The 26,696-nt window shown below is 63.8% G+C and carries 19 protein-coding genes and 1 pseudogene; 14 read left to right on the top strand and 6 right to left on the bottom strand.

What is annotated here, in order from left to right; genetic code table 11:
* Positions 1-126: 126 nt before the first annotated feature.
* From TVNIR_RS20730 to TVNIR_RS10715, 3 genes are all read right to left on the bottom strand, one after another.
* Positions 127-324, bottom strand: coding sequence for a hypothetical protein (locus TVNIR_RS20730; protein ID WP_237251625.1), 198 nt, complete (start codon positions 322-324; stop codon positions 127-129).
* Between the two features lie 162 nt (positions 325-486).
* On the bottom strand, positions 487-1,716 hold the full coding sequence (locus tag TVNIR_RS10720; protein ID WP_015259052.1) for a hypothetical protein: 1,230 nt from the start codon (positions 1,714-1,716) through the stop codon (positions 487-489).
* Between the two features lie 122 nt (positions 1,717-1,838).
* Positions 1,839-4,736 carry a DEAD/DEAH box helicase gene (locus TVNIR_RS10715; RefSeq protein WP_015259051.1) on the bottom strand — a complete coding sequence of 966 codons (2,898 nt, stop codon included), beginning with the start codon at positions 4,734-4,736 and terminating at the stop codon, positions 1,839-1,841.
* A gap of 373 nt (positions 4,737-5,109) precedes the next feature.
* Here TVNIR_RS10715 and TVNIR_RS10710 point away from each other — a divergent pair, with 373 nt between their 5' ends.
* The 9 genes and pseudogenes from TVNIR_RS10710 to TVNIR_RS10670 all read left to right on the top strand — a co-directional run bounded on the left by TVNIR_RS10710 (position 5,110) and on the right by TVNIR_RS10670 (position 20,912).
* Positions 5,110-7,974, top strand: coding sequence for a DEAD/DEAH box helicase (locus TVNIR_RS10710; RefSeq protein ID WP_083499437.1), 2,865 nt, complete (start codon positions 5,110-5,112; stop codon positions 7,972-7,974).
* A gap of 528 nt (positions 7,975-8,502) precedes the next feature.
* Positions 8,503-9,039, top strand: a complete 537-nt coding sequence (locus TVNIR_RS10705; protein ID WP_015259048.1) for an REP-associated tyrosine transposase — start codon at positions 8,503-8,505, stop codon at positions 9,037-9,039.
* A gap of 304 nt (positions 9,040-9,343) precedes the next feature.
* Positions 9,344-14,365: an Eco57I restriction-modification methylase domain-containing protein gene (locus TVNIR_RS10695; RefSeq protein WP_015259047.1), complete on the top strand. Its 5,022-nt coding sequence runs from the start codon at positions 9,344-9,346 to the stop codon at positions 14,363-14,365.
* A gap of 176 nt (positions 14,366-14,541) precedes the next feature.
* Entirely contained in the window at positions 14,542-15,906 is a 1,365-nt protein-coding gene (locus tag TVNIR_RS10690; RefSeq protein ID WP_043739611.1) for an SIR2 family protein, read from the top strand.
* 293 nt (positions 15,907-16,199) lie between these two features.
* A pseudogene (locus TVNIR_RS21385) lies at positions 16,200-16,749 on the top strand (IS91 family transposase); the annotation flags it as partial.
* A 372-nt stretch (positions 16,750-17,121) separates the two neighbouring features.
* Positions 17,122-17,892, top strand: coding sequence for a restriction endonuclease (locus tag TVNIR_RS19060; protein ID WP_083499436.1), 771 nt, complete (start codon positions 17,122-17,124; stop codon positions 17,890-17,892).
* A 1,187-nt stretch (positions 17,893-19,079) separates the two neighbouring features.
* The gene (locus TVNIR_RS10680) at positions 19,080-20,219 is read left to right on the top strand and encodes a transposase (protein WP_015259045.1); all 1,140 of its coding nucleotides are present in this window, start codon (positions 19,080-19,082) and stop codon (positions 20,217-20,219) included.
* A gap of 223 nt (positions 20,220-20,442) precedes the next feature.
* Positions 20,443-20,628, top strand: coding sequence for a hypothetical protein (locus TVNIR_RS20010; RefSeq protein ID WP_015259044.1), 186 nt, complete (start codon positions 20,443-20,445; stop codon positions 20,626-20,628).
* A complete protein-coding gene (locus TVNIR_RS10670; RefSeq protein ID WP_043739610.1) occupies positions 20,616-20,912 on the top strand; it encodes a type II toxin-antitoxin system RelE/ParE family toxin in 297 nt (98 codons plus the stop codon). Before TVNIR_RS20010 ends, TVNIR_RS10670 begins: the two co-directional genes overlap by 13 nt.
* Before the next feature lie 228 nt (positions 20,913-21,140).
* On the opposite strand, the gene TVNIR_RS10665 is transcribed toward TVNIR_RS10670, so the two are convergent.
* Positions 21,141-21,395 carry a type II toxin-antitoxin system RelE/ParE family toxin gene (locus tag TVNIR_RS10665; RefSeq protein ID WP_015259042.1) on the bottom strand — a complete coding sequence of 85 codons (255 nt, stop codon included), beginning with the start codon at positions 21,393-21,395 and terminating at the stop codon, positions 21,141-21,143.
* Here TVNIR_RS10665 and TVNIR_RS20715 point away from each other — a divergent pair.
* The 4 genes from TVNIR_RS20715 to TVNIR_RS10645 all read left to right on the top strand — a co-directional run bounded on the left by TVNIR_RS20715 (position 21,309) and on the right by TVNIR_RS10645 (position 22,828).
* A complete protein-coding gene (locus TVNIR_RS20715) occupies positions 21,309-21,560 on the top strand; it encodes a hypothetical protein (protein WP_237251813.1) in 252 nt (83 codons plus the stop codon). The two genes, TVNIR_RS10665 and TVNIR_RS20715, sit on opposite strands and share 87 nt — an antisense overlap.
* A gap of 198 nt (positions 21,561-21,758) precedes the next feature.
* A complete protein-coding gene (locus TVNIR_RS10655; protein WP_043740560.1) occupies positions 21,759-22,049 on the top strand; it encodes a nucleotidyltransferase family protein in 291 nt (96 codons plus the stop codon).
* A gap of 120 nt (positions 22,050-22,169) precedes the next feature.
* Positions 22,170-22,424: a type II toxin-antitoxin system VapB family antitoxin gene (locus tag TVNIR_RS10650; protein ID WP_015259040.1), complete on the top strand. Its 255-nt coding sequence runs from the start codon at positions 22,170-22,172 to the stop codon at positions 22,422-22,424.
* On the top strand, positions 22,424-22,828 hold the full coding sequence (locus TVNIR_RS10645; protein ID WP_015259039.1) for a type II toxin-antitoxin system VapC family toxin: 405 nt from the start codon (positions 22,424-22,426) through the stop codon (positions 22,826-22,828). The genes TVNIR_RS10650 and TVNIR_RS10645 overlap by 1 nt, the downstream gene beginning before the upstream one ends.
* 319 nt (positions 22,829-23,147) lie before the next feature.
* On the opposite strand, the gene TVNIR_RS20710 is transcribed toward TVNIR_RS10645, so the two are convergent.
* Positions 23,148-23,399: a hypothetical protein gene (locus tag TVNIR_RS20710; RefSeq protein ID WP_052316634.1), complete on the bottom strand. Its 252-nt coding sequence runs from the start codon at positions 23,397-23,399 to the stop codon at positions 23,148-23,150.
* Positions 23,390-24,892, bottom strand: a complete 1,503-nt coding sequence (locus TVNIR_RS10635; protein ID WP_015259037.1) for an IS1182 family transposase — start codon at positions 24,890-24,892, stop codon at positions 23,390-23,392. The genes TVNIR_RS20710 and TVNIR_RS10635 overlap by 10 nt, the downstream gene beginning before the upstream one ends.
* A 425-nt stretch (positions 24,893-25,317) precedes the next feature.
* Here TVNIR_RS10635 and TVNIR_RS10630 point away from each other — a divergent pair, with 425 nt between their 5' ends.
* Positions 25,318-26,490, top strand: a complete 1,173-nt coding sequence (locus tag TVNIR_RS10630; protein ID WP_043739607.1) for a Fic family protein — start codon at positions 25,318-25,320, stop codon at positions 26,488-26,490.
* Positions 26,491-26,696: the final 206 nt, after the last annotated feature.

Raw genomic sequence — 26,696 nt, 5'->3', positions numbered from 1 at the left:
GCGCAGCGAGTAATCCAGGCGGCGCGGGGTAGACCATCGCCGTCTGGATCGCCACGTCGCTTCGCTCCTCGCGATGACGCTGGTTTCAAGGATGGCCCGTTCCAGCTTGCGGAGCTTCCGTGATAATCAGGAACTTCCATGGCCTATGTGGCCACCACCGATGATGAAAGAGGCGTAGGGCGGAAAAGGCCGAAGGCCGTCATCCGCCAGCTGGTGCCCGGATTGCCGCGGGCGCCTGGGCACTGCGAACGCCGTATGGCGGATGACGCTGCGCTTTTCCGCCCTACGGGTCGCCCGGGACCCGAGACAGGCCGTGACTTTCACGTTAAACCCAGGCTGACTCCAGGCGTTCGAGGCGCCGCGGGCCGGCGGATGCGTTGCCACCCGTTCGTGGTGGCATGCGGATCTTCCTGTCCTGGGGTAGCTACCGCAACGATGCCGCTGGCCGAGGACGGCCGTCCGCGACCCGTTCGGAAGCGACGCGTCCTACCCGGGGCCGTGCTGCAGATACGCGCGCAGCAGCGGCGGTCGCAGCGCCTGCAGGCGCTGCCGGGCCTCGACCTCGTCGGCCCCGCGCAGGTGGGTGCGCAGCAGTTCGGCCATCGCTGTGAACACGGCGCCGACCGGAGCCGGTGAATCGGCACGGTCCAGGTGATGCACCAGGCCCGGTTCCCGCAGCAGCAGCCAGGCCGGGAAGTCCGTCGGCTCCAACGGCTCGTCGAGCTCCTCGAACATGAGCGCGCGGCGGTACAGGCGCGGCGACGCTGCGCGCAGGAGATCGGCCGGAGACAGGTCCGGGGCCCGTTCGCTGCAGCGTGCCCAGGCCAGCGTGGCGGCCTCCGGTCTCTGGCGGTGCTGGAAGGCCTGCGCCAGGCGTGCCAGCAAAGCAGGGTGCTGCGCATGATCCGCAACCGCCTGCACCGAAGCGATCACGGCGTCCCAGTCGGGGATTTGCGTCTCGGCGTAGCTTGCGTGCAGGTCGGGATCGCCGGGGTCGAAATCCGCGCGGGGCAGCGCCGCGGCGAGGCGTCGCCAGGCCGGCGCCAGATAGTCCCGCGCCTGAGCGCGCAGATCGGAAGAGCACAAGGGCGCGATCTCCTCCCGCAGGGCCGCCAGCTCGGCGCAGGCCTCGGGGGCGACTGGCGCGGCCTGTTCGGTGTGGCGCGCGTACAGCACCAGGATCTCGTATTCGCCGAGCCCGGCGTGATTCGGGGCGATCCGGCACAGGCGTTCGTAGCTGGCGTCGGCGTCGGACGCGTTCCGGGCCGCCAGTGCGCGGTGCAGGTCGTTCTCCGCCGCGCTGGCCCCGTTGTCCAGAAACAGATCGAGCTGGGGCAGATCGGCGGGGCGTACCCAACGCCGTGCCAGCAAGACCTGGCGGGCCGGAATCGGGCTCAGCGCCAGTGTCTGTTCGCCCCGCCCCGGCTGCCAGCCTTGGTAGGTCTGCGCTTCATGGACGAGCTGCAGCGCCTGTGCGTGCGCCTCGCCCTCCCGGAGTCGCCGGGTCCAGTCTTCCGGCGCGGCCTCGATCGCCTTTTCCAGGTGCGGAATCTCTCCGAGGCGCCAGCGTTCGTAGGCTGGATACGGCAGCAATGCCGATTCGAGCAGCCACTCCAGCGCCGAGTAGGCACCCGTCTGCTGCACCTGCCGCTCCACGGTGGCGAGGTCCAGCCGCGGCAGTTCGGGGCCCGGCAATCCGTTGTCATCGATGCTCATGGCGAGACCTGCTGACCTCCAATGCTCCATCGCGATAGGCAGTTCGCCACGGATGCGCGCTTTCGCGCAAGCGGCGCGAAGGCAGCCGGAACGAGCCGCCGGGGGTGTCCTGCGGCGCAGGGTTACCCGCCTTGCTCCAGCAGATCCAGGAGTTCGGAGTGCGTGAGCCTGAGGCGTTCGCCCTCGCTTTCCGCCGCGGCGTACACGCCCTCGAGTTGCCTGCGCTTGTGGATCTGCAGCGCATGGACCCGCTCTTCCACCGTGTCCTCGGCCAGTAGCCGGTACACGAACACCGGCTGGGTTTGTCCGATGCGGTAGGCGCGGTCGGTGGCCTGGCGCTCCGCCGCGTCGTTCCACCAGGGGTCGTAGTGGATCACGGTGTCGGCCCGGGTCAGGTTCAGCCCGGTGCCGCCGGCCTTCAGGCTGATCAGAAAGACCTGTCCCGCGCCTTGCCGAAAGGCATCGATGACCGCCTGGCGGTTCTGCGTGCGCCCGGTCAGCATCTGGTGCTCGATTCCGGATTCGGTCAGATCCTCGGAGATCCAGTCCAGCATGCGGCGAAACTGCGAGAACACCAGAAGGACCCGGCCTTCCTCGACCAGTTCGCGCACCATCGCGCGCAGGTGCTCGCGTTTCGCCGACCCGGTATCGCGGTAGCGTTCGGCATCGAGCAGGCGCGGGTCGCAGCAAAGCTGGCGCAATTGCAGCAGGGCGTTGAGCACGTTCAGTGGTTCCGGGCCATGATCGCCGGGGGTCGCGCGCAACTCGGCAAGGCTGCGCTGGCGCAACAGCTCGTACAGCTCGCGTTGCGCGCCTTCCAGCGGCAGCCGCAGGGTGACCTCGGTCTTGGCGGGCAGATCGGTCGCGACCTCGGCCTTGGTCCGGCGCAGCAGGAACGGGGCGATGCGATCGAACAGCGCCTGCGCGCGCAGGGTGTCGCCGTCGTCCTCGATCGGGCGGCGATAGCGCCGGCGGAACGCGGCCTCGCTGTCGAGGCAGCCCGGGAGCACGAAATCGAGCAGTGCCCAGAGATCACCCAGATGGTTCTGCAACGGCGTTCCGGTGAGACAGAACCGCGCCGATGCGCGCAACTCGCGGACCGCGCGGTGGATACGGGTCCGCGGGTTGCGGATCGCCTGCGCCTCATCCAGAAACACCGCCGAAAGTTCCTGTCCCCGCCATTGGTCGAGATCGTTGGCCAGCACCGCGTACGAAGTAACCAGCAGTTCATGGCGGTCGACGGCGGCCCATAGCGGCTGCCGGGCTGCTCCGTGCAGCAACAGAACCCGCAACTCGGGGCAGAAGCGGCGAGCCTCGGCGATCCAGTTGCCGAGCACGCTGGTGGGAGCGACCACCAATGCCGGACGGTGCAGGCGCCCCTCGGCGCGCTCCAGCATCAGATGCGCGAGGACCTGCAACGTCTTTCCGAGGCCCATGTCGTCGGCCAGAATGCCTCCCAGTTCCAGGCGTTGCCGCTGCTGCAGCCAGGCGATCCCGAGCCGCTGGTAGCCGCGCAGCTGCGCGTGCAGCCCGGGCGGCGTCCGGAAATCCTCGGTGGTGACTCCGCGGCGCAGCGTCCGGGCTTGCTCGAGCAGGCCGGTGTTGTCCGCGCCGAATACGGTCGCGCCATCGTCGAGCTCCGCGAGCCGTGTCGCCTGGGACGCCGGCAGGCGCAGATGGCCCTGGATCGTCTCCCCATCGAGCAGTTCTCCGAAGATCTGGATCCAGTGCAGCACGCGGCCCACGGGCATCAGCACCTGGCGACCGTCGTCCATGGACAACGCGATCTCCCGGTCCGCGGGCATGTTCCGCAGTTCCGATACAGGGTATCTGTCGTGCAGACGTGCCAGCAGCGGGAGTAGCGCGACCGGTTTCCCATCGAGTTCGATCCGCAACGCCAGTTCGAACCAGTCCCGATCCAGCCACCGGGTGTCCACAGCGACCGAATCCGGCCGTACCCAGTACTGGCGAAAGCCGGGTTCGATCTCGATCCGCCAGCCCTCGGCGCGCAGCGCGGGCAGCACCCGCGTCATCGCCTCGACCCAGCCCCGGGGCTCCGCGAACGCGATGTCCCTGACGTCCTGCACCCGGGGGGCGCAGGAGGAGAGCGCGGCGTGCAGCTGCAGGCGAAGCCCGTCTTCGCGAACCGGGTCGCGCTGGAAGACCAGCCGTTCCCCGGCATCGGGCGCCACCACGGTGCAGTCGCTTTGGGCGTCGCCGGCTTCGAACACGGCCTCCTGTCCCTCGTCGGTGTAACGAAACCCGAGCCGCATGCGGTCGCGTGTACCCGGAGTGCCCTCGGGCAAGCTGAACAGCCGAAGCATGCCCCCTGGTGCCGGCCGCAGCCGTCGCCGCGGCAGTGGTCTCGGTTGCGGCAGGCCCCAGGAGGCGAGTCGCGTACCCTGGTCGCGCAGGAACGCGGCCACCGCATCGGGTGGCAGCGCTGGCGCATTGGCGAGCCAGGCAACAGCCGCCGGCGGATATTCCGACCGGATTTCCCCGCATTGCCCCGTCGTCGGATCCCAATAGCCCGGCGGGCGTGTCGGCAGGGGCCGCAGCGGTTCAGGAAGCTCCCAGACGAGCCGCTGGCAACCGTCGTCGGGGTCGACGCGCCAGCCACAGCCGGCAGCGACCGGCGTGCCCCAGCACATCGGGTTTCCTTCGCCATCCTGGACCCGTCGGGTGTCGAGAAGTTGCCGGAGCCAGTCGAGGTCCAGCGAGTCGGGCAGTGGCCCGGCACTCGACTGCACCCAGCCGGGAGCATGCACCGAGAGCGCGTTCAGCAATCGCCGGTCGTCGGGGCTCAGAAACGGGGGCGGATGGCGCAGATGCGCGGGCTGAAGCCGGTAGGGGACGGTGGCTTCGATGCTGCCATTCGGCGCCACGGTGGCGACGTGCAAGCTCAAGTGCAGCGCCTCGGCGCCCGCGTCGAGTTGGTATCGCAACTGCTGCGTGGAGCGCAGGCTACTGGCGGCATGCGTCTGGGAACGACGAAGCTGTTCGATGAATCGGCTGGCCATCGTCCACGCGGAGGGTCGGATGCCGGCCGAAGTCTAGCAGACACCGGTGCGCCGCTCCTCAACCCGCGTCCGGAAAACGCGGGGCGGTTCAGCTGCGGGTGCCCGACCTTGGCGAGTGTGTTTCGCGCGCGGGCTGGAACAGTCGAGAACCGGCCTCAGGAGGAGTAGGTGCGGGATCAGGTAGCGGTGCAAGGCATCTTCTGAACAGCCGGCTGATGCTGTTGTGCCGGAGGTGGTCGCCACCTCTCGCGACGTCTTGCGTGCCGCGGGGGGCATGCTCACGCACGATCAGCCTGCAATTCCACGGTCGTGATAGGGTTCTGTCGGTGACCATGCTGCGTGAGACAGCGGAGATCGGGGGGCAGCCGCAGGAATGAATTACACGCCAGGGATGCGGGTGGAGATCCGCGATGCGGAGTGGCGGGTTCGCCACGTGGATCGCGCGACCGATGGGGGCTACCTGCTCGGTTGCGAGGGGTTGTCGGAACTGGTGCGCGGGCGCGGGGCGCGATTTCTGACCAGGCTCGAAGGCAACATCCGCATCCTCGATCCGCGCGAGACGCTGCTCACCGACGACACATCCAGCGGCTTTCAGGCCAGCCTGCTGTACCTGGAAACCGCGTTCCGCAAGACCCCGGTCGCGGGCGAGAAGGTGTTTCTGGGCCACCGCGCCGCGCTGGACCCGTTGCCGTTCCAGCTCGATCCGGCGGTACAGGCCCTGCGCCAGCCACGTACGCGCATTCTCGTGGCGGACGCGGTCGGTCTCGGCAAGACGCTGGAGGCCGGCATCCTCGTCTCCGAATTGATCGCCCGCGGGCGCGGCAAACGCATCCTGGTGCTGGTGGTGAAGTCGATGCTCGCGCAGTTCCAGCAGGAGTTCTGGAACCGCTTCACCATCGGCCTCACGCGTCTGGACTCGCTCGGTCTCCAGCGGGTGCGCAACCAGATCCCCGGCAACCACAACCCGTTTCATTACTTCGACCGGGCGATCATCTCGATCGACACGCTGAAGCAGGATATCGAGTACCGGCACTACCTCGAACAGGCCTACTGGGACATCATCATCATCGATGAGGGCCACAATGTTGCCGAGCGCAGCACGCACTCGCAGCGTTCCCGTCTCGCCCGGCTGCTCGCCACCCGATCCGACACGCTGATCATGCTGTCGGCCACGCCGCATGACGGCAAGGCGCGCAGCTTCGCGAGCCTGGTGAACATGCTGGACCCCACCGCGATCCCGGACCCGGACAACTACGCGCACGAGGACTTCCGCGACAAGGGCCTGGTGATTCGCCGCTTCAAGAAGGACGTGCAATCCCAACTCGCGCAGCACCTGCCGGAGCGCGAGATCGGGATTGAGCGCAACACCGCCTCCGACCCGGAAGAAGAGGCCTACGCGATGCTCGAGGCGCTGAGCTTCCATAGCCTCGACGGACGCCGCAACGCGGGTGGCAGCCAGCTCTTCCGGACCACGCTCAAGAAGGCGCTGTACTCCAGCCCCGCCGCCTGCCTGAGCACCATCGAGAATCGCATCCGTCGTCTTGAGAAACGGGAGTCAGCGCAGGAGGTGGCCGCCGACCTCGACAAGCTCAACGGCCTGCATCTGGCCGTGTGCGCCATCACCCCCGATGCCTTCAGCAAATACCAGCGCCTGCTCGCGCTGCTGCGTACCGGTCCGGAGTCACTGGGCTGGAATCCAGGAGATGCCGACGACCGACTGGTGATCTTCACCGAAAGCCTGAGGACCCTCGAGTTTCTCGAAGAACACTTGGCCAAGGATCTCGGCCTGCGTGCGAAGCAGCTCGCGATCCTGCGCGGCGATCGACCGGACCGGGAACTGATGCAGATCGTCGAGGACTTCGGCCGCCGTGAGAGCCCGGTCCGCCTGCTGCTGTGCTCGGATGTCGCCGCCGAAGGGATCAACCTGCACCACCTCGCGTATCGGCTGATCCACTTCGACGTGCCCTGGTCGCTGATGGTCTTCCAGCAGCGCAACGGCCGCATCGACCGCTACGGACAGACGCGCCGGCCGCAGATCCGCTACTTGATCACCGAGTCGCGCAATCCCCGCATCCAGGACGAGCAGCGCGTGCTCGAAGTGCTGATCGAGAAGGACGAACAGGCGCAGCGCAACATCGGCGATCCGTCGGAATTTCTCGGCGAGTACTCGGTGGAACAGGAAGAAGAACGGGTGGCGGAGTTCCTGGAGCGGGAGGAGGCCGATCTTGCCGCGCTGTTCGCCGAGTTCCTCGACGTCCAGCACGAATCCAGTGCCACGCCGCTGGAGCCCTTCCTGCCCGACCGTGCGCCCAGCGACACACTCGCCGAAGTGGCCGACCAACCGTTCAGCCTGTACCGCGACGACTTCCATTACGCCGCCGACGCGGTGCAATGGCTGCGGGCAAGCGGCGTGCCGATGCAGGCCGAAACCGATCGCGCCGCGCGCCGGCTGACGCTGACTGCGCCGCCGGACCTGAAACAGCGCCTGCGCCATCTACCGCCCGAGTCCCGCCCCGACGGCGACCGCTTCATCCTCACGCCGGAAGTTGCCGAGATCCAGGAAGAACTGCGCCGGCGCCGCGACGAGGACAGCCCCTGGGCGCAGCGCCAGTACCTGTGGCCGCTGCACCCGGTGATGGAATGGCTGGCCGACCGCGCGCTCGGCGCCTTCGGCCGCCACACCGCCCCGGTACTGCGTCTGCCGGGACGGCTGCAACCCGACGAGGCCGCGTTCCTCCTCCAGGGAGGCTTCCCGAACCGCCGCGGCTACCTGCTGATCCAGCGCTGGGTCGGTTTCGTGCTGCGTAACGGCGAAGTGGCCGAGGAGCTGGACCCGGCGCGTTTCTTCGCCCGGCTGGGTCTGGAACCCGGGCAGGTGCCGAACCCCGGCGTGCCCGGCGACACCACGTTCCTTCAGGCCCAGCTCCCGCGGGTGGTCGACCTCGCCATCCAGCGTCTGCGCGCGCACAAACACGATGTGGAGACCGTGCTCGACCAGCGCCTGAACACCCAGATGGCTGCGATGGACGCGCTGAAGCAGCGTCACGTGCAACAGCTCGAACTCGAACTCGCCCGCAGCAACCAACCCGAAGTGTTCAAGACCCGCCGCCGCGACGAACGCCTCGCCCACATCGACCGCATCTTCCGCGACTACGAAAGCTGGCTCGAAGAGACCCAAATGACCGAACCCGACCCCTACGTCCAGGTCATCGCCGCCTTCACCGGCCGGCCAGCATGATCGCCACCCCAGCCCACGCAGGCCGCCCTGGCATGGCAACGGCGGATGACGCTGCGCGCTTCCCCCCCCCCAGCCCCGCGTAGGGCGGAAAAGGGCGAAGCCCGTCATCCGCCGAGGAGGCTGTGCCGAAACCCCATGCGCCGGTACCGTGGCCACCGCCGCGATGGCGGATGACGCTGCGCTCTTCCGCCCTACGGGTCTGCCCCGGCCCCGCGTAGGGCGGAAAAGGGCGAAGCCCGTCATCCGCCAAACGGCGTGCGCCGAAGCCTCATGCGCCGGTACCAAGCCCACCGCCGCGATGGCGGGATGACGCTGCGCTCTTCCGCCCTACGGGTCTGCCCCACGCCCCCTGTAGGGCGGAAAAGGGCGAAGCCCGTCATCCGCCAAACGGCGTGCGCCGAAGCCCCGGACGGTTGCACCATAACGCACGCCCGAACGGTGGATGACGGCCTGTGGCCTTTTCCACCCTACGCTTTCCGGTTTACCGTACGTGTATCGATCAACCCATCATTCCAATGGACTGGAATCATGCCGAACTATCTACGGAATCGCGTTCCGGGAGGAACCTACTTTTTCACGGCCAACCTTGCGGATCGCCAAAGCGGCTATCTCGTCGAGCATATCGACACCCTGCGCGAAGCCGTGCGCCACGTCCTGCGCGCCCGTCCATTCCATATCGACGCCTGGGTCGTGCTGCCCGAGCACATGCACTGCGTCTGGACCCTGCCGCCCGGCGACCACGACTACTCCGGCCGCTGGCGCGCCCTCAAAACCGCTTTCGCCAAAAGGGTGCCCCGGCCTGCGGCAGCGCGCCCTCGCACCACCCGTCCCGGCGAGCGCGGCATCTGGCAGCGCCGGTTCTGGGAACACACCATCCTCTCCGACGAGGATTACGCTGCGCACATCGACTATGTCCACATCAACCCGATCAAACACGGATGGGTTAACGCCGTCGCCGATTGGCCGTATTCAACCTTCCACCGGTACGTGCGCGAAGGCGTGTATCCGCCCGATTGGGGCGGCGGCCTGGAAGACCGGGTGCAAGGAGGCTCCGGTGAACGTTAAGCAACACGCCGAGCGAATGCCCGACGCCGAGACGGCGGATGACGGCCTGCGGCCTTTTCCGCCCTACGCATGGGCCGCGGCCGGGGTGGGAATGGCGGATGACGGCCTGCGGCCTTTTCCGCCCTACGCATACCCGGCTCCGACCCGTAGGGCGGAAAAGCGAAGCGTCATCCGCCGCACGGCGCCCCTCGAAGCCCCGACCCGTAGGGCGGAAGAGCGCAGCGTCATCCGCCATCCGGCGCCCGCCAACGCCCGCACACCTCAAACCCACCCCACCCCCCATCTGGCCCCGGAGCTCTAACCCATGACCTGGGCCGGCATCGTCAACGACAACGAGTTCTACTCGGAGCACTACCTCAGCGAACTTTTCCTGAACGACATCGGCGATGCGCTCGAACGCTGGCAGCAGGCCGAAACCGCTGCCCGGGAGGCCGCCAGCAAAGCCGACCAGGGCCCGCTCCCCGACCACCACCTCACCCCCTGGAACCGCCTGAACCGCCTCGCGCACAGCTACCTCCAGGACCTCTCCATCCTCGAACGCGAACGCCAGATCGAGCGCCGCGTCGAGGCCCAGCGCGAACTCGTCCGCACCCTGCTCGAAGCCCTCGGCTACCACTACCAGCCGCGCCGCCTCCCCGCCGGCGACGACGCCGAATTCCCCGTGCTCTCCGAATACCTCGGCTCCGACGGCGCGCCGCTGCTCTGGGTCGTGCAGGCCGTCCCACTGGAAGAACCCGACCTCGACCCCCTCGCGGTGCCGCTGCGCGCCGCGCAGTACCTCTCGCTCTCCGCGACCCCGGTGCCGAAAGCCCTGCACGCCGAAGGCGGCGGCCTGATCGAATGGCAGACTGCGCTCGGCCGCTTCGTGCTCGCGCAGCCGCGCCCGCCGCGCTGGGTATTGCTCGCGAGCCCGCGCCAGTGGGTACTGGTCGACCGCGCCAAGTTCGCGCAGGGCCGTGTGCTGCGTCTCGATTGGGTCGAACTCTTCTCGCGCCGCGAGACCGAGAGCCTGAAGGTCGCCGCCGCGCTGCTGCACCGCGAGTCCCTGGTCGAACCCGGTGGCCAGCCGCTGCTCGACACGCTGGAAGAGAACGCCCACAAGCACGCCTATGGCGTCTCCGAGGACCTGAAATACGCGCTGCGCGAGGCCATCGAGCTGCTCGGCAACGAGGCCGCCGCGCAGCTCATCGAGCAGGCCCGCGCGCGCAAGGAAGGCATCTTCTCCGGCCAGCTCGACGCCGCGCAGCTCTCGCTGCAATGCCTGCGCTACATGTACCGGCTGCTGTTCCTGTTCTACATCGAGGCCCGCCCGGAACTCGGCTACGCGCCGATGAACGCGGCCACCTACCTGCACGGCTACAGCCTTGAACACCTGCGCGAACTCGAACTCGTCCCGCTCACCAGCAGCGCCGAGCAGCAGGGCCGCTACTTCCACGACAGCCTGAACACGCTGTTCCGCCTGGTGCAGGAAGGCTACCAGCCGCACGCGAACCGCCAGCAGGACCTGCTCGCGACGAACACCGGCGCCGACGCCTTCGACATGGCGCCGCTGCAATCGCACCTGTTCGACCCGGAGCGCACCCGGCTGCTGAACCGCGTGGTGTTCACCAACCAGACACTGCAACAGGTGATCCGCCTGATGTCGCTCTCGCGCCCGGCCCAAGGTGGACGCGGGGGCCGGCGCCGGCGCGGCCGCATCTCCTACTCACGGCTCGGCATCAACCAGCTCGGCGCGGTGTACGAGGCGCTGCTCTCCTACCGCGGCTTCTTCGCGCAGGAAGACCTGTACGAAGTGAAAAGGGCAGGGGACGACAACCCGGACCCGCTCGATACCGGCTACTTCGTAAGCGCCGACGCGCTCGAGCAGTACAAGGACGACGAACGCGTGTACGACCGCGACGAACACGGTCACCGCGTGTTGCGCCGTCACCCGAAGGGCCGCTTCCTCTACCGCCTGGCCGGGCGCGACCGCGAGAAATCCGCGTCGTACTACACCCCGGAAGTGCTCACCCGCAGCCTGGTCAAGTACGCGCTGAAGGAACTCTACGCCGAACAGCTCGACCCGCTGCCGAACGACGCCGCCCGCGCCGAGCGCGTGCTCGGCCTGCGCATCTGCGAACCGGCGATGGGCTCCGCGGCGTTCATCAACGAGGCCATCGACCAGCTCGCCGACAAGTACCTCGAACTCGCGCAGAGCGCCCGCGGCGAGCGCATCCCCCAGGCCGACTACGCGCGCGAGAAGCAGCGCGTGAAGATGTACATCGCCGACCACAACGTCTTCGGCGTCGACCTGAACCCGGTCGCGGTCGAACTGGCCGAGGTCTCGCTGTGGCTGGGCGCGCTCTCCGACGACCGCCACGTGCCCTGGTTCGGTCTGCAGCTGCGCGCCGGCAACTCGCTGATCGGCGCGCGCCGCGAGACCTACCCCAGCAGCAGCCTCGCGCTGAAGCCGAACGAAGACGCCTGCTGGCTGAACCGCGCCCCGGACCGCACGCCGCTCGGCCAGCCGCGCCCCGAGGGCCGCATCTGGCACTTCCTGCTGCCCGACGCCGGCATGGCCAACTACTCCGACAAGGTCGCGAAAACCCTCTACCGCGAGGAGATCCAGGCGATCAACGCCTGGCGCAAGGCCTTCACCCGCCCGTTCGACCGCGAACAGCGCGAGCGCCTCGAACGCCTGAGCGCGCGCATCGACGACCTCTGGCACGAGCACGCAAACAGCCTCGCCGACCTGCGCCGCCGCACCACCGACCCGTACCCCATCTACGGCCGCGACGCGAAGGGCGAACGCTCGCCGCTGCGCTACAAGGACCAGGCGCTCGCCGGCGAACTCTTCGCCGAGTACCAGAAAAACGCCACCGCCTACCGCCGCCTGAAGCTGGTGATGGACTACTGGTGTGCGCTGTGGTTCTGGCCCATTGCCGAACACGCTAGCCTGCCCGACCGCGAGGAGTTCCTGTTCGACCTCGAAAACCTGCTGCTCGGCGACACGCTCCGCGCCGGCCCGAAATACGAAGTGCGCGACCTCTTCGCCCCCACCGAAAACCCCGAAGACGGCAAACGCTTCATCAACCGCTTCGGCGTCGTCGACCTCAAAATCCTGTTCCACAGCTTCCCGCGGCTAGAGCTCGCCCAGCGCATCGCCGACCAGCGCCGCGTGTTCCACTGGGAACTCGAGTTCGCCGACGTTTTCTCGCCTCTCCCGCAAGCGGGAGAGGTTAGGTCCCCAGGGTTCGACCTCATCCTCGGCAATCCCCCCTGGATCAAAGTCGAATGGCAGGAAGCCGGCATCCTCGGCGACCACGAGCCGCTATTCATGCTGCGCAAGTACAGTGCGAGCCAGCTCACCCAGCTACGGGAACGGGCGTTTCATGAGAATGCCGGGCTGGAGGCTGCGTGGCGGAGCGAGTATGAGGAGGCGGAGGGGACGCAGAATTTTCTGAATGCGGCTGCGAACTATCCGGCGCTGACGGGGCAGAAGGCGAATCTCTACAAGTGCTTTTTGCCGATGGCGTGGAAGCTCGGGAATGAGCATGGGGTAGCCGGATTTCTGCATCCGGAGGGGATCTATGACGATCCGAACGGTGGGCCGCTGCGGCGGGAGGTGTATCCACGGCTGCGGGCGCATTTTCAGTTTGTCAACGAGGTGAAGCTCTTCGCGGACGTCGACAACCATACGCGGTACAGTGTGAACGTTTACGGTCCGCAATCTGCGCCACCACGCATCGCACACATCTCGAATCTCTTCGTCCCGCGCACTATCGACGCCTGCTTTTCCCACCGTGGCGAAGGCCCAGTGCCGGGTATCAAGGAGGAAATTGAGGGAGATGATGGGCGGAGCCGCGTTCGCTGGGGCACCCAAGGACACGCCGAGCGGATTCTCGAGCTTGGCGAGCAACAACTGGCGTTGTTTGCCCAGCTCTACGACGATGCGGGAACTCCGCCACCCGAAGCGCGGCTGCCGGCCCTGCATGCCCAACCGCTGTTATCGGTTCTGGAAAAGTTTGCCGCGCAGCCGCGCCGTCTTAGCGATTTGAAGGGAGAGTACTATTCGACTCAGCACTGGAACGAGGTTAATGCCCAGCAGGACGGTACTATACGCCGCCAAACCCGATTTCCTACGAGTCCCCGCGAATGGATCCTCTCTGGTCCCCACTTCTTCGTCGGTAACCCGTGCTTTAAAACTCCACGCACCGGGTGTAAGAGCAACAAAGACTACGACGTCCTCGACCTCGAGAGCCTCCCCGACGACTACCTCCCGCGCACCAACTACGTCCCAGCCTGTACCCCGGACGAATACCGCGCGCGGACCCCGAAAGTCCCCTGGACTGACTTGGGCGAAACCCGACCTTTGCGTGTGACGGATTATTACCGCGTGATCTCCCGTACGATGATCGGTTCCGCCTCAGAAAGGACACTTCAGTCGGCCATTGCACCGATGGAAGTAGGTCACATCGATCTTGGCTTCTCGATAGGCCTCAAAGATACGTCGCAGACTGCGTATCTCGCGGGCCTGTTCGCATCGGTAGTTTTTGACTTTTTCGTGAAGTCGACGGGTAAAGGGCATTTCCGAAACGACATAGCGTCGTTGCTTCCCCTCCCAGATTCCGCGCAAACTATCCGTCGCGGCATCGTTGTCCGAAGTCTTGCGCTAAATTGCTTGACGAAGCTGTATAGCAGTCTCTGGCGAGCCGCATGGCGATCCGACTTCCGTTCGGAACGATGGACGGTTTTTCCGGAAGGCGATAGGGTCGGCATTCTCCCCCAAGCGTTCTTTGCGAACCTCACCCCCGACTTGCAGCGAAATTGCGCCCTACGCGCGGACTTTGCCCGCCGCCAAGCCCTGCTCGAAATCGACGTCCTCGTCGCCCAAGCCCTCGGCTTAACCCTCGAAGAACTGCTCACCATCTACCGCGTCCAGTTCCCCGTCATGCGCCAGTACGAAGCCGACACCTGGTACGACGCCCGCGGCCGAATCGTCTTCACCCCCAGCAAAGGCCTCGTCGGCGTCGGCCTCCCACGCAAGGCACGCAAGGCCGACCTCGACGAAGGCACCCGCTACGGCATCCGCAGCCCAACCCGCAGCGAGCAGAACATCGCCCTCGGCTGGGAAGACATTCGCGACATCCAGGAAGGCACCGTCACCAAGACCTTCCTCGACGACACCCTCCCTGGCGGCCCGACCGAGCGCACCATCGAATACCACGCCCCTTTCCACAAACCCGACCGCGAAGAGGATTACCGCACCGCATGGGCTATCTTCGAGCACCGGGGCAGAGAAAGGAATTCAGAGCGATTGACACGCTCGAACTATTCGGCTCGCTAGCGCAGATTGCCGGGCAGCTGAGCCGGTGAGTGCGATACGGGTACCCGGACGTGTGTTCTGGAGCCCGCAAATGCCGGATATCTCAGAATCTGTCTATCGCCAATATTCTAATCTGTTATTTTTTGTCCAGATTTAGGACACGACATTTCAAGCAATTCTGAGCGAGGTAAGCTTCTATGACCAAAGAGTTTGAGCAGTACCAGGAGAGAATTCGCGATGACATTGCCACGTGCATGGACACAATGGGCGTTCAACCGATTCTGTTTGTCGGGTCTGGACTCTCGCGGAGATACTTTCTTGCTCCTTCTTGGGAAGGTTTGCTTCAAAGATTGGTCGATGCGTGCCCCCTCATCGATAAGGACTACGGCTACTACAAGCAGAAGTTCCACTCCCCGATTGACATAGGGAGTGCATTTGCTGACATCTACCGTGAGTGGGCTTGGGGCGACGGGAAAGGCGTCTTTCCTCCTGAGCTCTTTGGGCCGTCACAACCTGCCGAAATATACATAAAGTACAAAGTCGCAAGATATTTCGAGGAGCTGTTGCTATCGTCTGACGCAGAGAGCACAGAAGAAACACATAAGGAAGAACTTGAGTCTCTCCAAAAAGTGAGGCCTCATGCCATTATTACGACGAACTATGATCGTTTTCTTGAGAAACTGTTCCCTGAGTACAGCCCTATCATCGGCCAAAAAATATTAAACGGGAACTTTGCCCAGATTGGAGAGATCCTCAAGATTCATGGGTGCTCGTCCGAGCCTGAAAGCCTTGTATTCGTGCGAAATGACTATAAGGAGTTTCATGCAAAGAAAAAGTACCTGAGCGCGAAGCTCCTCACCTATTTTGCCGAGCACCCGCTCTTCTTCTTGGGATACAGTGCAGAGGATCCAAATATTCGGTCCATACTTGCGGATATTGACGAAATACTGTCGCCTCATGGCCAGCTCATACCCAACATTTACTTAGTTGAATGGAGTAACAAAGCGCAGCAGCAGATGTCATTTGCCTCCGAGAGGCTCGTTGCCATTGATGCCGAGCGTAGCGTCAGAGTAAAGAGTATTGTCGCCGATGGATTTGGGTGGGTCTTTGATGCTCTTGGTTCAAATGAAGCATTGCCATCTGTGAGCCCCAAGATCCTTCGTGCCCTGATGGCGCGCACATACTCGCTGGTTCGCCACGACATTCCGAAAAGAATTGTGGAGGTAGATTACGACACGTTGGAGCATGCAGTTTCAAGCGAGCAGGAATTGGCAAAGCTCTATGGTATTACTACGCTTGACGATCCGTCCGCCGTCAATGCAATGTATCCGTTTTCTTTGACGCATGTGGGCCAAAAGCTTGGCTACCCGGGCTGGCATCAAGCAAACCAGTTGATTAATCAAATAAAGAGCGAGCAAGGAACGGATATTAAGGCCGCAGACAATCGGTACCATATTGCGATACTTGCCGGGAACACAATGCAAGCCCACAAGTATTCGCAAGCTGCTGTGGAATTGCTCAAAAAGGTAAGAGACGGCGAGGACTACCAAGTCGAAATTTGATGCCTATGAAGGACCGCGCACAGATATGAGACGATTAGTGTGGTGAGAACGCTTTGCGGTGAGACACCCACTTAACGCTTTGTGGTGATCACACGTGTAAACACGCACGTTGTTGGCCGTCGCTGAGGCGGGGCCGTAGGCTTTCGCCGATGGCGTTCGTATGGATTCGAACCGAGAAGGAAGGGGATGCCGGAACCACGTTTCCGTCTGGGAACATGATTAGAAACACGGCTAATTGACCGGGGAGAGGGGGTCGAGGATATATGGCGGCACTGTGAGACACCCAGGGCGCCGCGGCCCTGCGCCGGGCGGCCACCGAGGGTGAACTGCATCGGGTCACGCGCCCAGGCGAGATCGACGCGGTGCTGGATCGACTCATGGCCACCGAGTGGGTGGCCTACGCCAAGGACTCTCACGAAAACACCCCCCCACTGTGATCGACTACCTGGCGCGCTATACCCACCGAATCGCGATCGACAACGCGCGTATCCTGGACATCGATGCCAAGGACGTCTCGCTGCGCTACACCGACTACCGCGACCACGACCGACCAATGTGATGCGTTTGGCAGGCGAGGAGTTCGTGCGCCGATTCCTGCTGCACATCCTGCCCAAGGGCCTGATGCGGCACTACGGCTTCGTGGCCAATCGCTGCCGGCGGACCAAGCTCCCGCGCATCTGCAGCGCGTTGAACGCACCGCCACCCGACACAACCGCTTCCCCGGAAGGCCGTTCCGCGCCCGCGACCTATTCATGTCCCCGATGCCGGGTCGGTCGCGCGTGCGTGATCACGGTACTGTGCCCGCGACCGAACCGAACCGACATCCCGGAGCACCGACGATGACCTCGGCCTGACGAGTATGAACCGCCGGATCCCTTGTGTCGCCCTTGAAAAAAGGGGGGGTGGGTCCGCCTGTGCATGCGACTGGATCTCAGCAGAAAACGGGGCTACTGTACAAGACATTGGAGCCTTCAGGGAGCCCGATCATGATCCCGACCAGACGCAAGGACCGCCGCTACGCCCAATCCCGGGTTCCTTTGACCTGCCGGCCCGGTGCGCGCTGAATACAATCCCCTTTGCATGAACCTGTGTCTCAGCCCATGGGCGGCCCAGTCCAACAGACGTTTATCCGCCATGCTGCGCACGCCGGATAAACGCTAATCTGTTAGAGCAATAACGGTCAAGCACAATTCCGGTATTGGAGGTATCGAAGAAATGGGTCAAGGCGCTATAGACGAGAAGAATGTTGCTCTTCTATCCGCCAGTCACAACTATGTGGAAGGTCTGAAGAAGATTGCATCTGATGCAAGACTGCGCGCGGAGAAAGAGGGCGTATTTGACTCGGGCGACCTGGCTCTATTAGATGCGCGTTGGTTGATAGAGAAATATCGTCAACTTTGGTTTAAAAGCGTAAACGCAGAGCGGTATATACAAGAGTTCTGCCCCAATATCTCACTTTTTGGAGCGCATGATTTTGAAAAATTAATACAGGTAATGTTCGCGGTTATTGATCGCCGACATTTTTCTCTAACACCGGTGTCGCATGATGGTGGAATAGATCTTACGTATTCAGAACTGGTCGATCCAACATGGGATGCCTATGGGCATATTGTTATTCAATGCAAACTATATAGGGGTATTGTCCCCACGAGCGAGTTGCGCGATTTCTTTGGTGTAATGACATCAAAGACCGCAACGGGGATATTTATGACAACCGGAGAAATAACAAACGCCGGACGGGAATTCGTGGCAGAGGCCAACTCTTCGCCGCACGCGAATCGATATCATGTAATTACAAGCGCGTCTTTTCAACAGTTGTTCGTAATTCTAGAGGCCATGGTTTCTAATATTGAAGCGGCCGTAGATGCTTTAGACGATGAGCAAGAAGAACTACGGCTGGCAGAACTTAATGATGATCTCGAATCGAAAGGTAAAGCGATAATTTATAGAATAGAGGTCTCGCCGTGCCAGCAAAAATTGTTCTAACAATGGGCCGCACCGGACATCCAAAAGCTGCGTCGCTCGTGCCTCGCTCTTCACTTTTTTGCTGCCGGTGAGCCCAGGCGTTATGAATCGGAACATTGTGAGACACCCACTTTGTTGACCGTCGCCGTGGCGGAGCCGTAGGCTTTAGGTGTTTCCGTTCGCATGGAATCGAACCGAGGAGGAGGCAGGGAGATGCCGCAGCCGCGTTCCAGTCTGGTCAGTCCGAGCGATACCCCCTGGTACCAGGTCGCGTCCTACGAGACACCCAATTTGTTGACCGTCGCCGCGGCGCGGTCGTAGGCTGTCGGCGTTGCCGTTCGCATGGAATCGAACCGAGAACGAGGCAGGGAGATGCCGTAGCCGCGTTTCAGTCTGGTCAGTCTGAGCGATACCCCCTGGTACCACGTCGTGTCGCGCTGTGTGCGGCGGGCGAACACTGTAGGACACCCACTTTGTTGACCGTCGCTGCGGGGGCGTAGGCTTTCGCCGATGGCGTTTGCATGGAATCGAATCGGGAAGGAGGGAGGGAGATGCCGGAACCGCGTTTCGGTCTGGGAACATGAATAGAAAACACGGTTGGTTGACCGGGGAAAGGGGGCGAGGATATATGGAGGGAATATTGGAGAACCTTAGAGACCCCTCGTGGTGGTTTACGGGGTTGTTCTTTATCGTTATTGGACTGATGATCGCGGGATTTAGCCGAAGGTGGGTTGTGCCTGGTGTGGGTGGTCTTGCCACGCGGGTCCCCTATTTTGCACGTCTGTTCGTTCGGGGTTGTCGACTGAGGAGGCTTCGTCGGATAAAGAACGCGCGTCTAGATGGCGTGTTGGCGATTCGAGAAATCGTTAAAAGCTATGTTTTTCTCATGCTGTTTCTTCTGTCAGCCTTGATTTTCTTTGCAACGTTTCTTGGGGCTTTGTTAAATGTGGATCAGGTAGCCGGAACTTTGGGGGAAAAGCGGCATGAATTTGGAGTAACCATGATGATCGTTTCGACACCAACATACGTCTTTGAGTGGTTGTATCTTAGGCAAAGCGCGTTCGTAAAACAGCTACTCGAAAGACGGAAGAAAATTCGCCGAACACGCATACTGTAAGACACCCACTTTGTTGACCATCGCCGCGGCGGGGTCGTAGGCTTTCGGTATCGGTGTTCGCATGGAGTCGAACCGAGAAGGAGGCAGGGAGATGCCGCAGCCGCGTTCCAGTCTGGTCAGTCTGAGCGATACCCCCTGGTACCACGTCGTCTCGCGCTGTGTGCGGCGGGCGTATTTGTGCGGGGAGGATGCCCATTCCGGGCGAAGTTTCGAGCACCGAAGGGGCTGGATCGTGGAGCGTCTGGAGCAGTTGGCCGGGGTGTTCGCGGTGGACGTCGCGGCCTATGCGGTGATGTCGAACCATGCTCACCTGGTGGTCCGCATTGACGCCGAGCGAGTGCAGGGCTGGGACGCCGAGGAAGTCCTGCGGCGCTGGACGCAGGTGTTTTCCGGGCCGTTGCTGGTGCAGCGCTATCTGGCGGATCCGGCATCATTGGGAGAGGCCGAAACCGCCGCAGTATTCGACTGGGTGGAGACCTACCGCAGCCGGTTGGCGGATCTGTCCTGGTATATGCGCGTGCTGAACGAGTCCATCGCCCGCATGGCGAATGCCGAGGACGGCGTGACGGGCCGGTTCTGGGAAGGTCGCTTCAAGAGCCAGGCGCTGCTGGACGATGCGGCGGTGCTGACTGCGATGGCGTATGTCGACCTGAACCCGATCCGGGCGAAACTGGCTGAGACGCCGGAAACCTCGGAGTACACCGCGATCGCCGAACGCTTGGCAGAGTTGCAGGGCAGGCTACCACGGCCTCACGTGGCGGGAAGCGCCAGCCCGAGCGGTGCAGACCGGACCGGCGAGGCGGACGAGACCGCGAAGTCGCCGGAGTCTCCCGATCTGGGCAACGAACGCCCCAGGTTGCAGAAGGAGCCGCGTCTGGCCGGATTACCGTGCGCCCCGCTGATGCCCTTCGATGCCACTGGACGCCTGGCCACCGCGGTGCCGTTCGCGTTGGAGGACTACCTGGAGCTGGTGGATGGCACCGGTCGGGTGATCCGCGAGGACAAGCGTGGGTTCATTCCCGGCGAGACGCCGGCAATCCTCGAACGGCTCAACATCGACCCGGAGCAGTTCATTCAGACCGCCGGCCGCACCCTGCACCGCTTCGGCAGCGCGATCGGTACGCCTGAGCGCCTGACCGAGCGCTGTGTTGCCAGAAATGTGGCCTACCTGCGGGGGATCCGGGCCGCGCGGGTGCTGTTCGATCGGTGCGCCTCTCGCTTCCCGGAATGATCTCGATGGGTAGGCACCAGCCCCCCTGGGCTGGCACGGCATTGGCGGCAAAGAGCCGGCACTGGGACCGTTTCTGGCGCAGGGGTTTACGGCGCATCGGCATTCGTTACACTGGTCTGGGACGTTTGCGACTTGAGCGCATCCAAGCCATCGGTTATGAACCACTGCCTGGGCGATCGCTTTTTGGTCGTCGCGGGTTCAGGTTTTGCGCATGGAGTGTGATATGTCGAGCGTGAAAGAAAAGATGACTGAGGTAATCCGTTCGCAGCCGGAAGATGCGAGCTATGAAGAAATCATGCGGGAACTTGCTTTTGAGCGCATGGTCGAGCGCGGTCTCGACGATTCTCGCCGTGGGCGCCTAATATCGAACGAAGATATGGAGCATCGGATTCGATCGTGGCAGAAATAAGGTGGACCGAGGAGGCGCATCGTTGGCTCCGCGATATCCATGACTACATCGCAGCCGACAATCCTGCCGCAGCACAAAAAGTCGTGTCCGGGATCTATGACAAAGCTCAGATGTTGAGGAGTTTCCCGGAAATCGGACACAGGTATCGTGCCGAAGCCGAAGGGGAAATCAGGATCCTTCTCTACGGGCATTATCGGATTGCTTATCTTCTCAAGTCGCCATGCAGTATCGATATCTTGGGCGTGTTCCACGGGGCACTTGATATCGACCGGTATTTTCCATAAGCCTTGAATGCAAGCAGCAGTGGGCCGGAGTGTTCGCGGTGGACCTCGCGGCCTAAGCCGTCATGTCGAATCATTTACATTTCGTGGTCTGCATCGACGCCGATGCGGGTTCAGGGCTGGGATGCCGAGGAAGTTCCGCGGCGCTGGATGCAGGTGTTGGCTGGCACGGCGTCGACACCGTTGATCCCGCCAGAGAGTCGGCAGACGATCGCGGTGTGAAGGTGGGATTCACAGGCTATCGCCGGGCGTCAAGATCGCTGGAATATCCCGGGCGCCGTGGAGGATACGGATGATCGTGATTTCCTCCGGCAACGCCACAAAGAAGATTACGTAGTTTCCGTAGGCGGAGGAGCGGATGTCGTCGCCCAGTTCTGGCCGCAGTCGGTAACCGGGTGGATTGGCGTAAAAGAACGCGGGCCCGCGTCCCGGGCGACCCGTAGGGCGGAAGAGCGCAGCGTCATCCGCCGCTCGGCGTTCGCGCATCCCCGGCGCCTGCGGCAATCCTGGCGCCGGATGGCGGATGACGGCCTTCGGCCTCTTCCGCCCTACGCGGGCCCTGGTAGGGCGGAAGAGCGCAGCGTCATCCGCCATTGCGGCGTTCGAACGGCCATTCGGCCGGGGGGCCGCCCACCCCAGGTCGGCGGATGACGGCCTTCGGCCTTTTCCGCCCTACAAGTTCTTGGGGCGCGGGGCAGCGCTGTAGGACGGGTCTGTAGGTCGTCGAAGCAGCATTTCTGACCCAGGTAATGCTGACGAACCGTGGTTGGAGTAACCGGCGCCGGTGGCAGTATGTTTAACTGTCGCTGTAGCCAATGGGGCCTCTTTACGAGGGAGATGGAGGACGCGATGACACGCGAGGAAGCCGTCCGGCTGCTGAGCAGCCATAAAGCGACCCTTGCAGAACGCTTTGGAGTGACTGACCTCGCACTGTTCGGTTCCATGGCCCGAGGTGAAGCGCTGGAGGACAGCGATCTGGATATTCTCGTCGCTTTTGACGGGCCTGCGACATCCAGGCGCTACTTCGGCGTTCAGTTCTACCTGGAGGATTTGTTGGGGGCGCGGGTGGACCTGGTCACCGAGAAGGCGCTGCGCAACGAATTGCGCCCCTACGTTGAGCGGGATGCGATCCATGTCTGATTCGACAGCCCCGGTAGGGCGGAAAAGGCCGCAGGCCGTCATCCGCCGACCGGCGCGCAGGTTGACGGCAATTGCTGTCGCGACTTAGTGTGTAGCTGTCTGCACGCGTGTAGGGAAAACATGGCGCTGAATATCCGAAATCCAGAAGCGGATCGGCTGGCAGCAGAGCTGGCCCAGGCCACGGGCGAAACCAAAACCGAGGCGGTGATTCAAGCGATGCGGGATCGCCTGGACCGGGTGCGCCGTGAGCGTGGGGGAACGCGGCTGGCGGACGAGCTGGACGAGATCGCGCGTGCCTGCGCGGCATTGCCGGTTCGCGATCGCCGCAGTGCGGAGGAGATCCTCGGTTACGACGAGCATGGTCTCCCGCGCTGATGGTCATCGATACATCGGCGCTGGTTGCCATTCTCCAGGACGAGCCGGAACGGCACGCTTTCAACGAAGCCATCGAGGCTGCGGAGTCGCGCTTGCTTTCGGTAGCCAACTGGGTCGAGACGTCCATCGTGATCGAGGTGCGCTACGGCACGGCGGGGCTGCATCTGCTCGACCGTTTCCTCGATCGCGCGGCGATCGACTGCGTGCCGGTGGATCTTCGGCAAGCAAAGGAGGCGCGCCGCGCCTTCAGCCAGTACGGCAAGGGGCGACACCCGGCCGGCCTGAACTATGGTGACTGTTTCGCTTATGCGCTGGCGCGCACGAATGGACAGCCGCTGCTCTTCAAGGGTGACGATTTCGCCCGCACGGACATCGCGCCCAGCATTGGCTCAGCCGCCCAGTAGCTACAGCGTAAGGCGGACGAGAGTTTGTAGGGCGGAAGAGCGCAGCGTCATCCGCCATTGCGGGGTTCGAATGGCCACCCGGCCGGGGACCCGCACACCGCCGGACGGCGGATGACGGCCTGCGGCCTTTTCCGCCCTACGCGGGCCCTGGTAGGGCGGAAGAGCGCAGCGTCATCCGCCATTGCGGCGTTCGAATGGGCACCCAGCCGGGGACTCGCCCACCGCCGGTCGGCGGATGACGGCCTTCGGCCTTTTCCGCCCTACGCGGGCCCTGGTAGGGCGGAATAGCGCAGAGACCGTGAAAGAATGGGCACCGATGCTAGGGAGCAGGCGTGAAACGCACTGGGACGAACGGAGCCGCGCGTGGACGGTGCGAGCCGCTAACGGTCCCGGCCATGGGCCACGGGTCATCGCGACCCCAGAACGGCTGGCAGAGGCGCTCGAGGAGCCCGTACCAAGCCGCAAGAAAGCCGCGCGCAACGCCCCGCGCCTGGCAGTAGGCGATGAAGGCCGCAACCCCCAGGATGCTGAGCACGCGGCGGAAGTTGTAACTGTGCACGATCATCGCCATCTCACCGCGCACCTTGTCAAACCCCGTACCAGGAAGTGGTCCCACCCCAGCCAGCGCTTCAGGGTTCCGAACGGGTGTTCGCAGAGCGCCGCGCGCTGGCGCATCACCTGCGGCGCCGCCGCCATCCGTTCCCGATGCCGCTCCACCGCCTCGGCGTGCTCGGAGCGGAGAATCTCCCGACGCTTGCCGGCCGGCGGCAGGCACTGCGCCTTCAGAGGACAGGACTGGCAGACCGACGCGCGGCTGCGATAGCGCCGGTAGTTCACGCCGTTACGGGTATCCGGCTGGCCGTACGGATGCAGGGCTTCCCCACCCGGACAGCGGTACCGGTCCTGCTCGGCGTCGTAGACAAACTCCCGGGCGCTCAGACGGCCGGCCCGCTCGGCCGCACCGGTCTTCTCCGGAACCGGCACATACGGCACGATGCCCCGCGACGCGCAGGCCGCGATGTCGGACTCGGTGAAATAACCGGCATCCGCCAACACCTCGAGCGGCTGTGCGGCTTCCGTGGTCTGCCCATCGAGCAGCATCTGCCGGGCCTGTTCCGCCATCGGCACCAGTTGGCCCAGGTCGTTTCCGGCGTTGGTGACCTCGTGGGTCAGGATCAGGTGGTGCTGGTCATCGACCACGCTCTGCACGTTGTAGCCGGTCACTTTCTGCCCGTTCTTGCTCAGGCGCCGGGCGTCCGGATCGGTCCGCGAGATCTGGGTCTCGCCGGTCCGGGCCAACTCCTCGAGTTGCTCTCGCCGGCGCTGCGCGCGCGCCTGCAGATCCGCAAGCTGCTGCGCGCTGACCGTTGTCGCTTCGGCCGCCGCTGCGTCGGCGTCCCCTCGCTCCAGCGCTGCCAAGTAGCCGTCGATGTCCTGTTCCAGTGCGGCCAGCTCCGCTTCCAACTGCTTCTTGGTCTTGACGCTGGCGGCACTCGCATTGCCGTGGAAGAAGCTCCCGTCCACCCCCACCCGGGTCCCGCTGATCAGCCCCAGCTCCCGGCACAGCAGCACAAACTCCCGGTTCGCCGCCTTCAGTGCCGCGGCGTTGTTCTTACGAAAATCAGCGATCGTGTGATAGTTTGGGCGCAGCCCGTTCAGCAACCACATCACCTCGAGGTTGCGGCGGCACTCGGCCTCCAGACGCCGGCTGGAATGCACCCGCTCCTGATAGCCATAGAGATACAACTTCAGCAGATCGCCGGGCGCGTACGCCGGCTGCCCCACCGTGAGCGCACCCCCGGCATGCCGAAAGCCCAACCGCTCCAGGTCCAGCATCTCCACGTAGGCCGCGATCGCCCGCACCGGATGGTTCGCCGCCACGTAGTCGTCCACGCACGCCGGCAGCAGCAGCGGCTGCTCTCCCGACGGCCCTTCCTTGTACCGCCGCGACCGGGGCAACGGCGGGCGCGGCTCCGGACCGGCCGCCGCCGGGGGTCCACCGTCCTCCGGGGACGGCCACAGGGTCAACGCTTCCGGTGGTGCAGACTCAGGCTCGCTCAGCATCGGCTTTCCTCAATCGCCCCATGCACGTGGGGGGGGCATCACAGCGTGCGCCAATTCTACCAAGCCCCCACCCCCGAACCGAGACTCGGGGCGAATACTTTCACAGTCTCGCAGCGTCATCCGCCATTGCGACGTTCGAATGGGCACCCAGCCGGGGACGCGCACACCGCCGGTCGGCGGATGACGGCCTTCGGCCTTTTCCGCCCTACGCGGGCCTCGGTAGGGCGGAAGAGCGCAGCGTCATCCGCCATCGCGGCGTTCGAATGGCCACCCAGCCGGGGACACGCACACCGCCGGACGGCGGATGACGGCCTTCGGCCTTTTCCGCCCTACGGAAGGAAGCTTTCGTTAGAGCTGATCTAGAGAAAGGATTTGCTCCTATCCCTTCGTTAGGGCATGCTCGGGAAAAGGAGTGTTTTCCGGCCATGATCTCAGCACCAGAACGGTCCCGCCTCGGGCAACGGGTGACGGTCTCGACCGCGGGTGAGCGGGTGGAGGCCTTTGTGCCGCCTGCATTGCCGCCGGATCCAGCCATTCGGATGGATCGCCTCTATCGACCGCTTGAAAACGCCAACCGCGCGCTCGGACGTCTCGACGGGGTCACGTCCATCCTGCCGGACACGCCGCTGTTCCTCTACATGTATGTCCGCAAGGAAGCGATTCTGTCGTCCCAGATCGAGGGGACGCAATCGTCTCTTTCGGACCTCCTGTTCTTCGAGAGCGAAGAGGCCCCCGGCGTTCCTCTGGACGATGTTCAGGAGGTCTCGAACTATGTCGCGGCAATGGACCATGGTCTTGTACGGATTCGAGACGGGTTTCCGGTATCGCTGCGGCTGATCCGGGAAATCCACGAGACGCTGCTTGCCCGGGGGCGCGGCAGCACGAAGCAGCCGGGGGAATTTCGCCGCTCGCAGAACTGGATCGGCGGTACGCGGCCGGGAAACGCGCTGTTCGTCCCGCCTCCACCCGACCGTGTGCTGGACCTGATGTCTGACCTCGAAGCCTTCATTCATGCCGACACGCCGGAGATTCCGGCTCTGGTCAAGGCTGGTCTGGTTCATGTGCAGTTCGAAACCATACACCCGTTTCTGGACGGGAACGGGCGCGTCGGCAGGCTCCTGATCACCTTGCTGCTTTGCGCGCAGGGTATCCTGCAGGAACCCGTTCTGTACCTCAGTCTCTACTTCAAGGCGCATCGCAGGCAGTACTACGATCTGCTCCAGCAGGTTCGGGAACGCGGCGCGTGGGAGGCCTGGATCGAGTTCTTCCTGGACGGCATCGCGGAGACCTCGCTGCAGGCGGCCGAGGCAGCGCGCGAGATTCTGGGTCTGTTCGAGGCCGACCGCGAGCGGATCGAGGGCCTCGGTCGTCCGGCCGCATCCGCGCTCCGTGTGCACCAACTTCTTCAGCAGAAGCCGCTCGTCGGAATCCCCGACGCCGCACAGAGGCTCGGCCTCTCCGCGCCGACCATCGCGAAGTCCATACAGCATCTTGCAGACCTCGGGATTGTCCGGGAAATCACGGGCAAGCAGCGCGGGCGGTTGTTCGTGTACGGCGGTTATCTCGATATCCTGAACCGCGGAACAGAGCCTCTTTGAATGGCCATCGTTAGCCAAGAGGTAGGCCAAGAGGTAGGGCGGAAGAGGCCGAAGGCCGTCATCCGCCGTTTCGGGATTTCGGGTTACCCGGAGGCTTACGGCTTCGCCCGGCGGTGCATGGCGGATGACGCTGCGCTTTTCCGCCCTACGCGGGTCTCGGTAGGGCGGAAGAGGCCGAAGGCCGTCATCCGCCATTCCCACGCGCG

Source organism: Thioalkalivibrio nitratireducens DSM 14787 (genome assembly GCF_000321415.2).
GTDB lineage: Bacteria > Pseudomonadota > Gammaproteobacteria > Ectothiorhodospirales > Ectothiorhodospiraceae > Thioalkalivibrio > Thioalkalivibrio nitratireducens.
This window is presented reverse-complemented; position numbering and strand designations above follow the sequence as displayed.

Coding starts and splice junctions, on each gene's coding strand:
- TVNIR_RS10720 (WP_015259052.1), bottom strand. CDS start 1,716: ATGAGCATCGATGACAACGGATTGCCGGGCCCCGAACTGCCGCGGCTG.
- TVNIR_RS10715 (WP_015259051.1), bottom strand. CDS start 4,736: ATGGCCAGCCGATTCATCGAACAGCTTCGTCGTTCCCAGACGCATGCC.
- TVNIR_RS10710 (WP_083499437.1), top strand. CDS start 5,110: ATGAATTACACGCCAGGGATGCGGGTGGAGATCCGCGATGCGGAGTGG.
- TVNIR_RS10705 (WP_015259048.1), top strand. CDS start 8,503: ATGCCGAACTATCTACGGAATCGCGTTCCGGGAGGAACCTACTTTTTC.
- TVNIR_RS10695 (WP_015259047.1), top strand. CDS start 9,344: ATGACCTGGGCCGGCATCGTCAACGACAACGAGTTCTACTCGGAGCAC.
- TVNIR_RS10690 (WP_043739611.1), top strand. CDS start 14,542: ATGACCAAAGAGTTTGAGCAGTACCAGGAGAGAATTCGCGATGACATT.
- TVNIR_RS19060 (WP_083499436.1), top strand. CDS start 17,122: ATGGGTCAAGGCGCTATAGACGAGAAGAATGTTGCTCTTCTATCCGCC.
- TVNIR_RS10680 (WP_015259045.1), top strand. CDS start 19,080: ATGCCGCAGCCGCGTTCCAGTCTGGTCAGTCTGAGCGATACCCCCTGG.
- TVNIR_RS20010 (WP_015259044.1), top strand. CDS start 20,443: ATGTCGAGCGTGAAAGAAAAGATGACTGAGGTAATCCGTTCGCAGCCG.
- TVNIR_RS10665 (WP_015259042.1), bottom strand. CDS start 21,395: ATGCGCGAACGCCGAGCGGCGGATGACGCTGCGCTCTTCCGCCCTACG.
- TVNIR_RS10655 (WP_043740560.1), top strand. CDS start 21,759: ATGACACGCGAGGAAGCCGTCCGGCTGCTGAGCAGCCATAAAGCGACC.
- TVNIR_RS10650 (WP_015259040.1), top strand. CDS start 22,170: ATGGCGCTGAATATCCGAAATCCAGAAGCGGATCGGCTGGCAGCAGAG.
- TVNIR_RS10645 (WP_015259039.1), top strand. CDS start 22,424: ATGGTCATCGATACATCGGCGCTGGTTGCCATTCTCCAGGACGAGCCG.
- TVNIR_RS20710 (WP_052316634.1), bottom strand. CDS start 23,399: ATGGCGATGATCGTGCACAGTTACAACTTCCGCCGCGTGCTCAGCATC.
- TVNIR_RS10635 (WP_015259037.1), bottom strand. CDS start 24,892: ATGCTGAGCGAGCCTGAGTCTGCACCACCGGAAGCGTTGACCCTGTGG.
- TVNIR_RS10630 (WP_043739607.1), top strand. CDS start 25,318: ATGATCTCAGCACCAGAACGGTCCCGCCTCGGGCAACGGGTGACGGTC.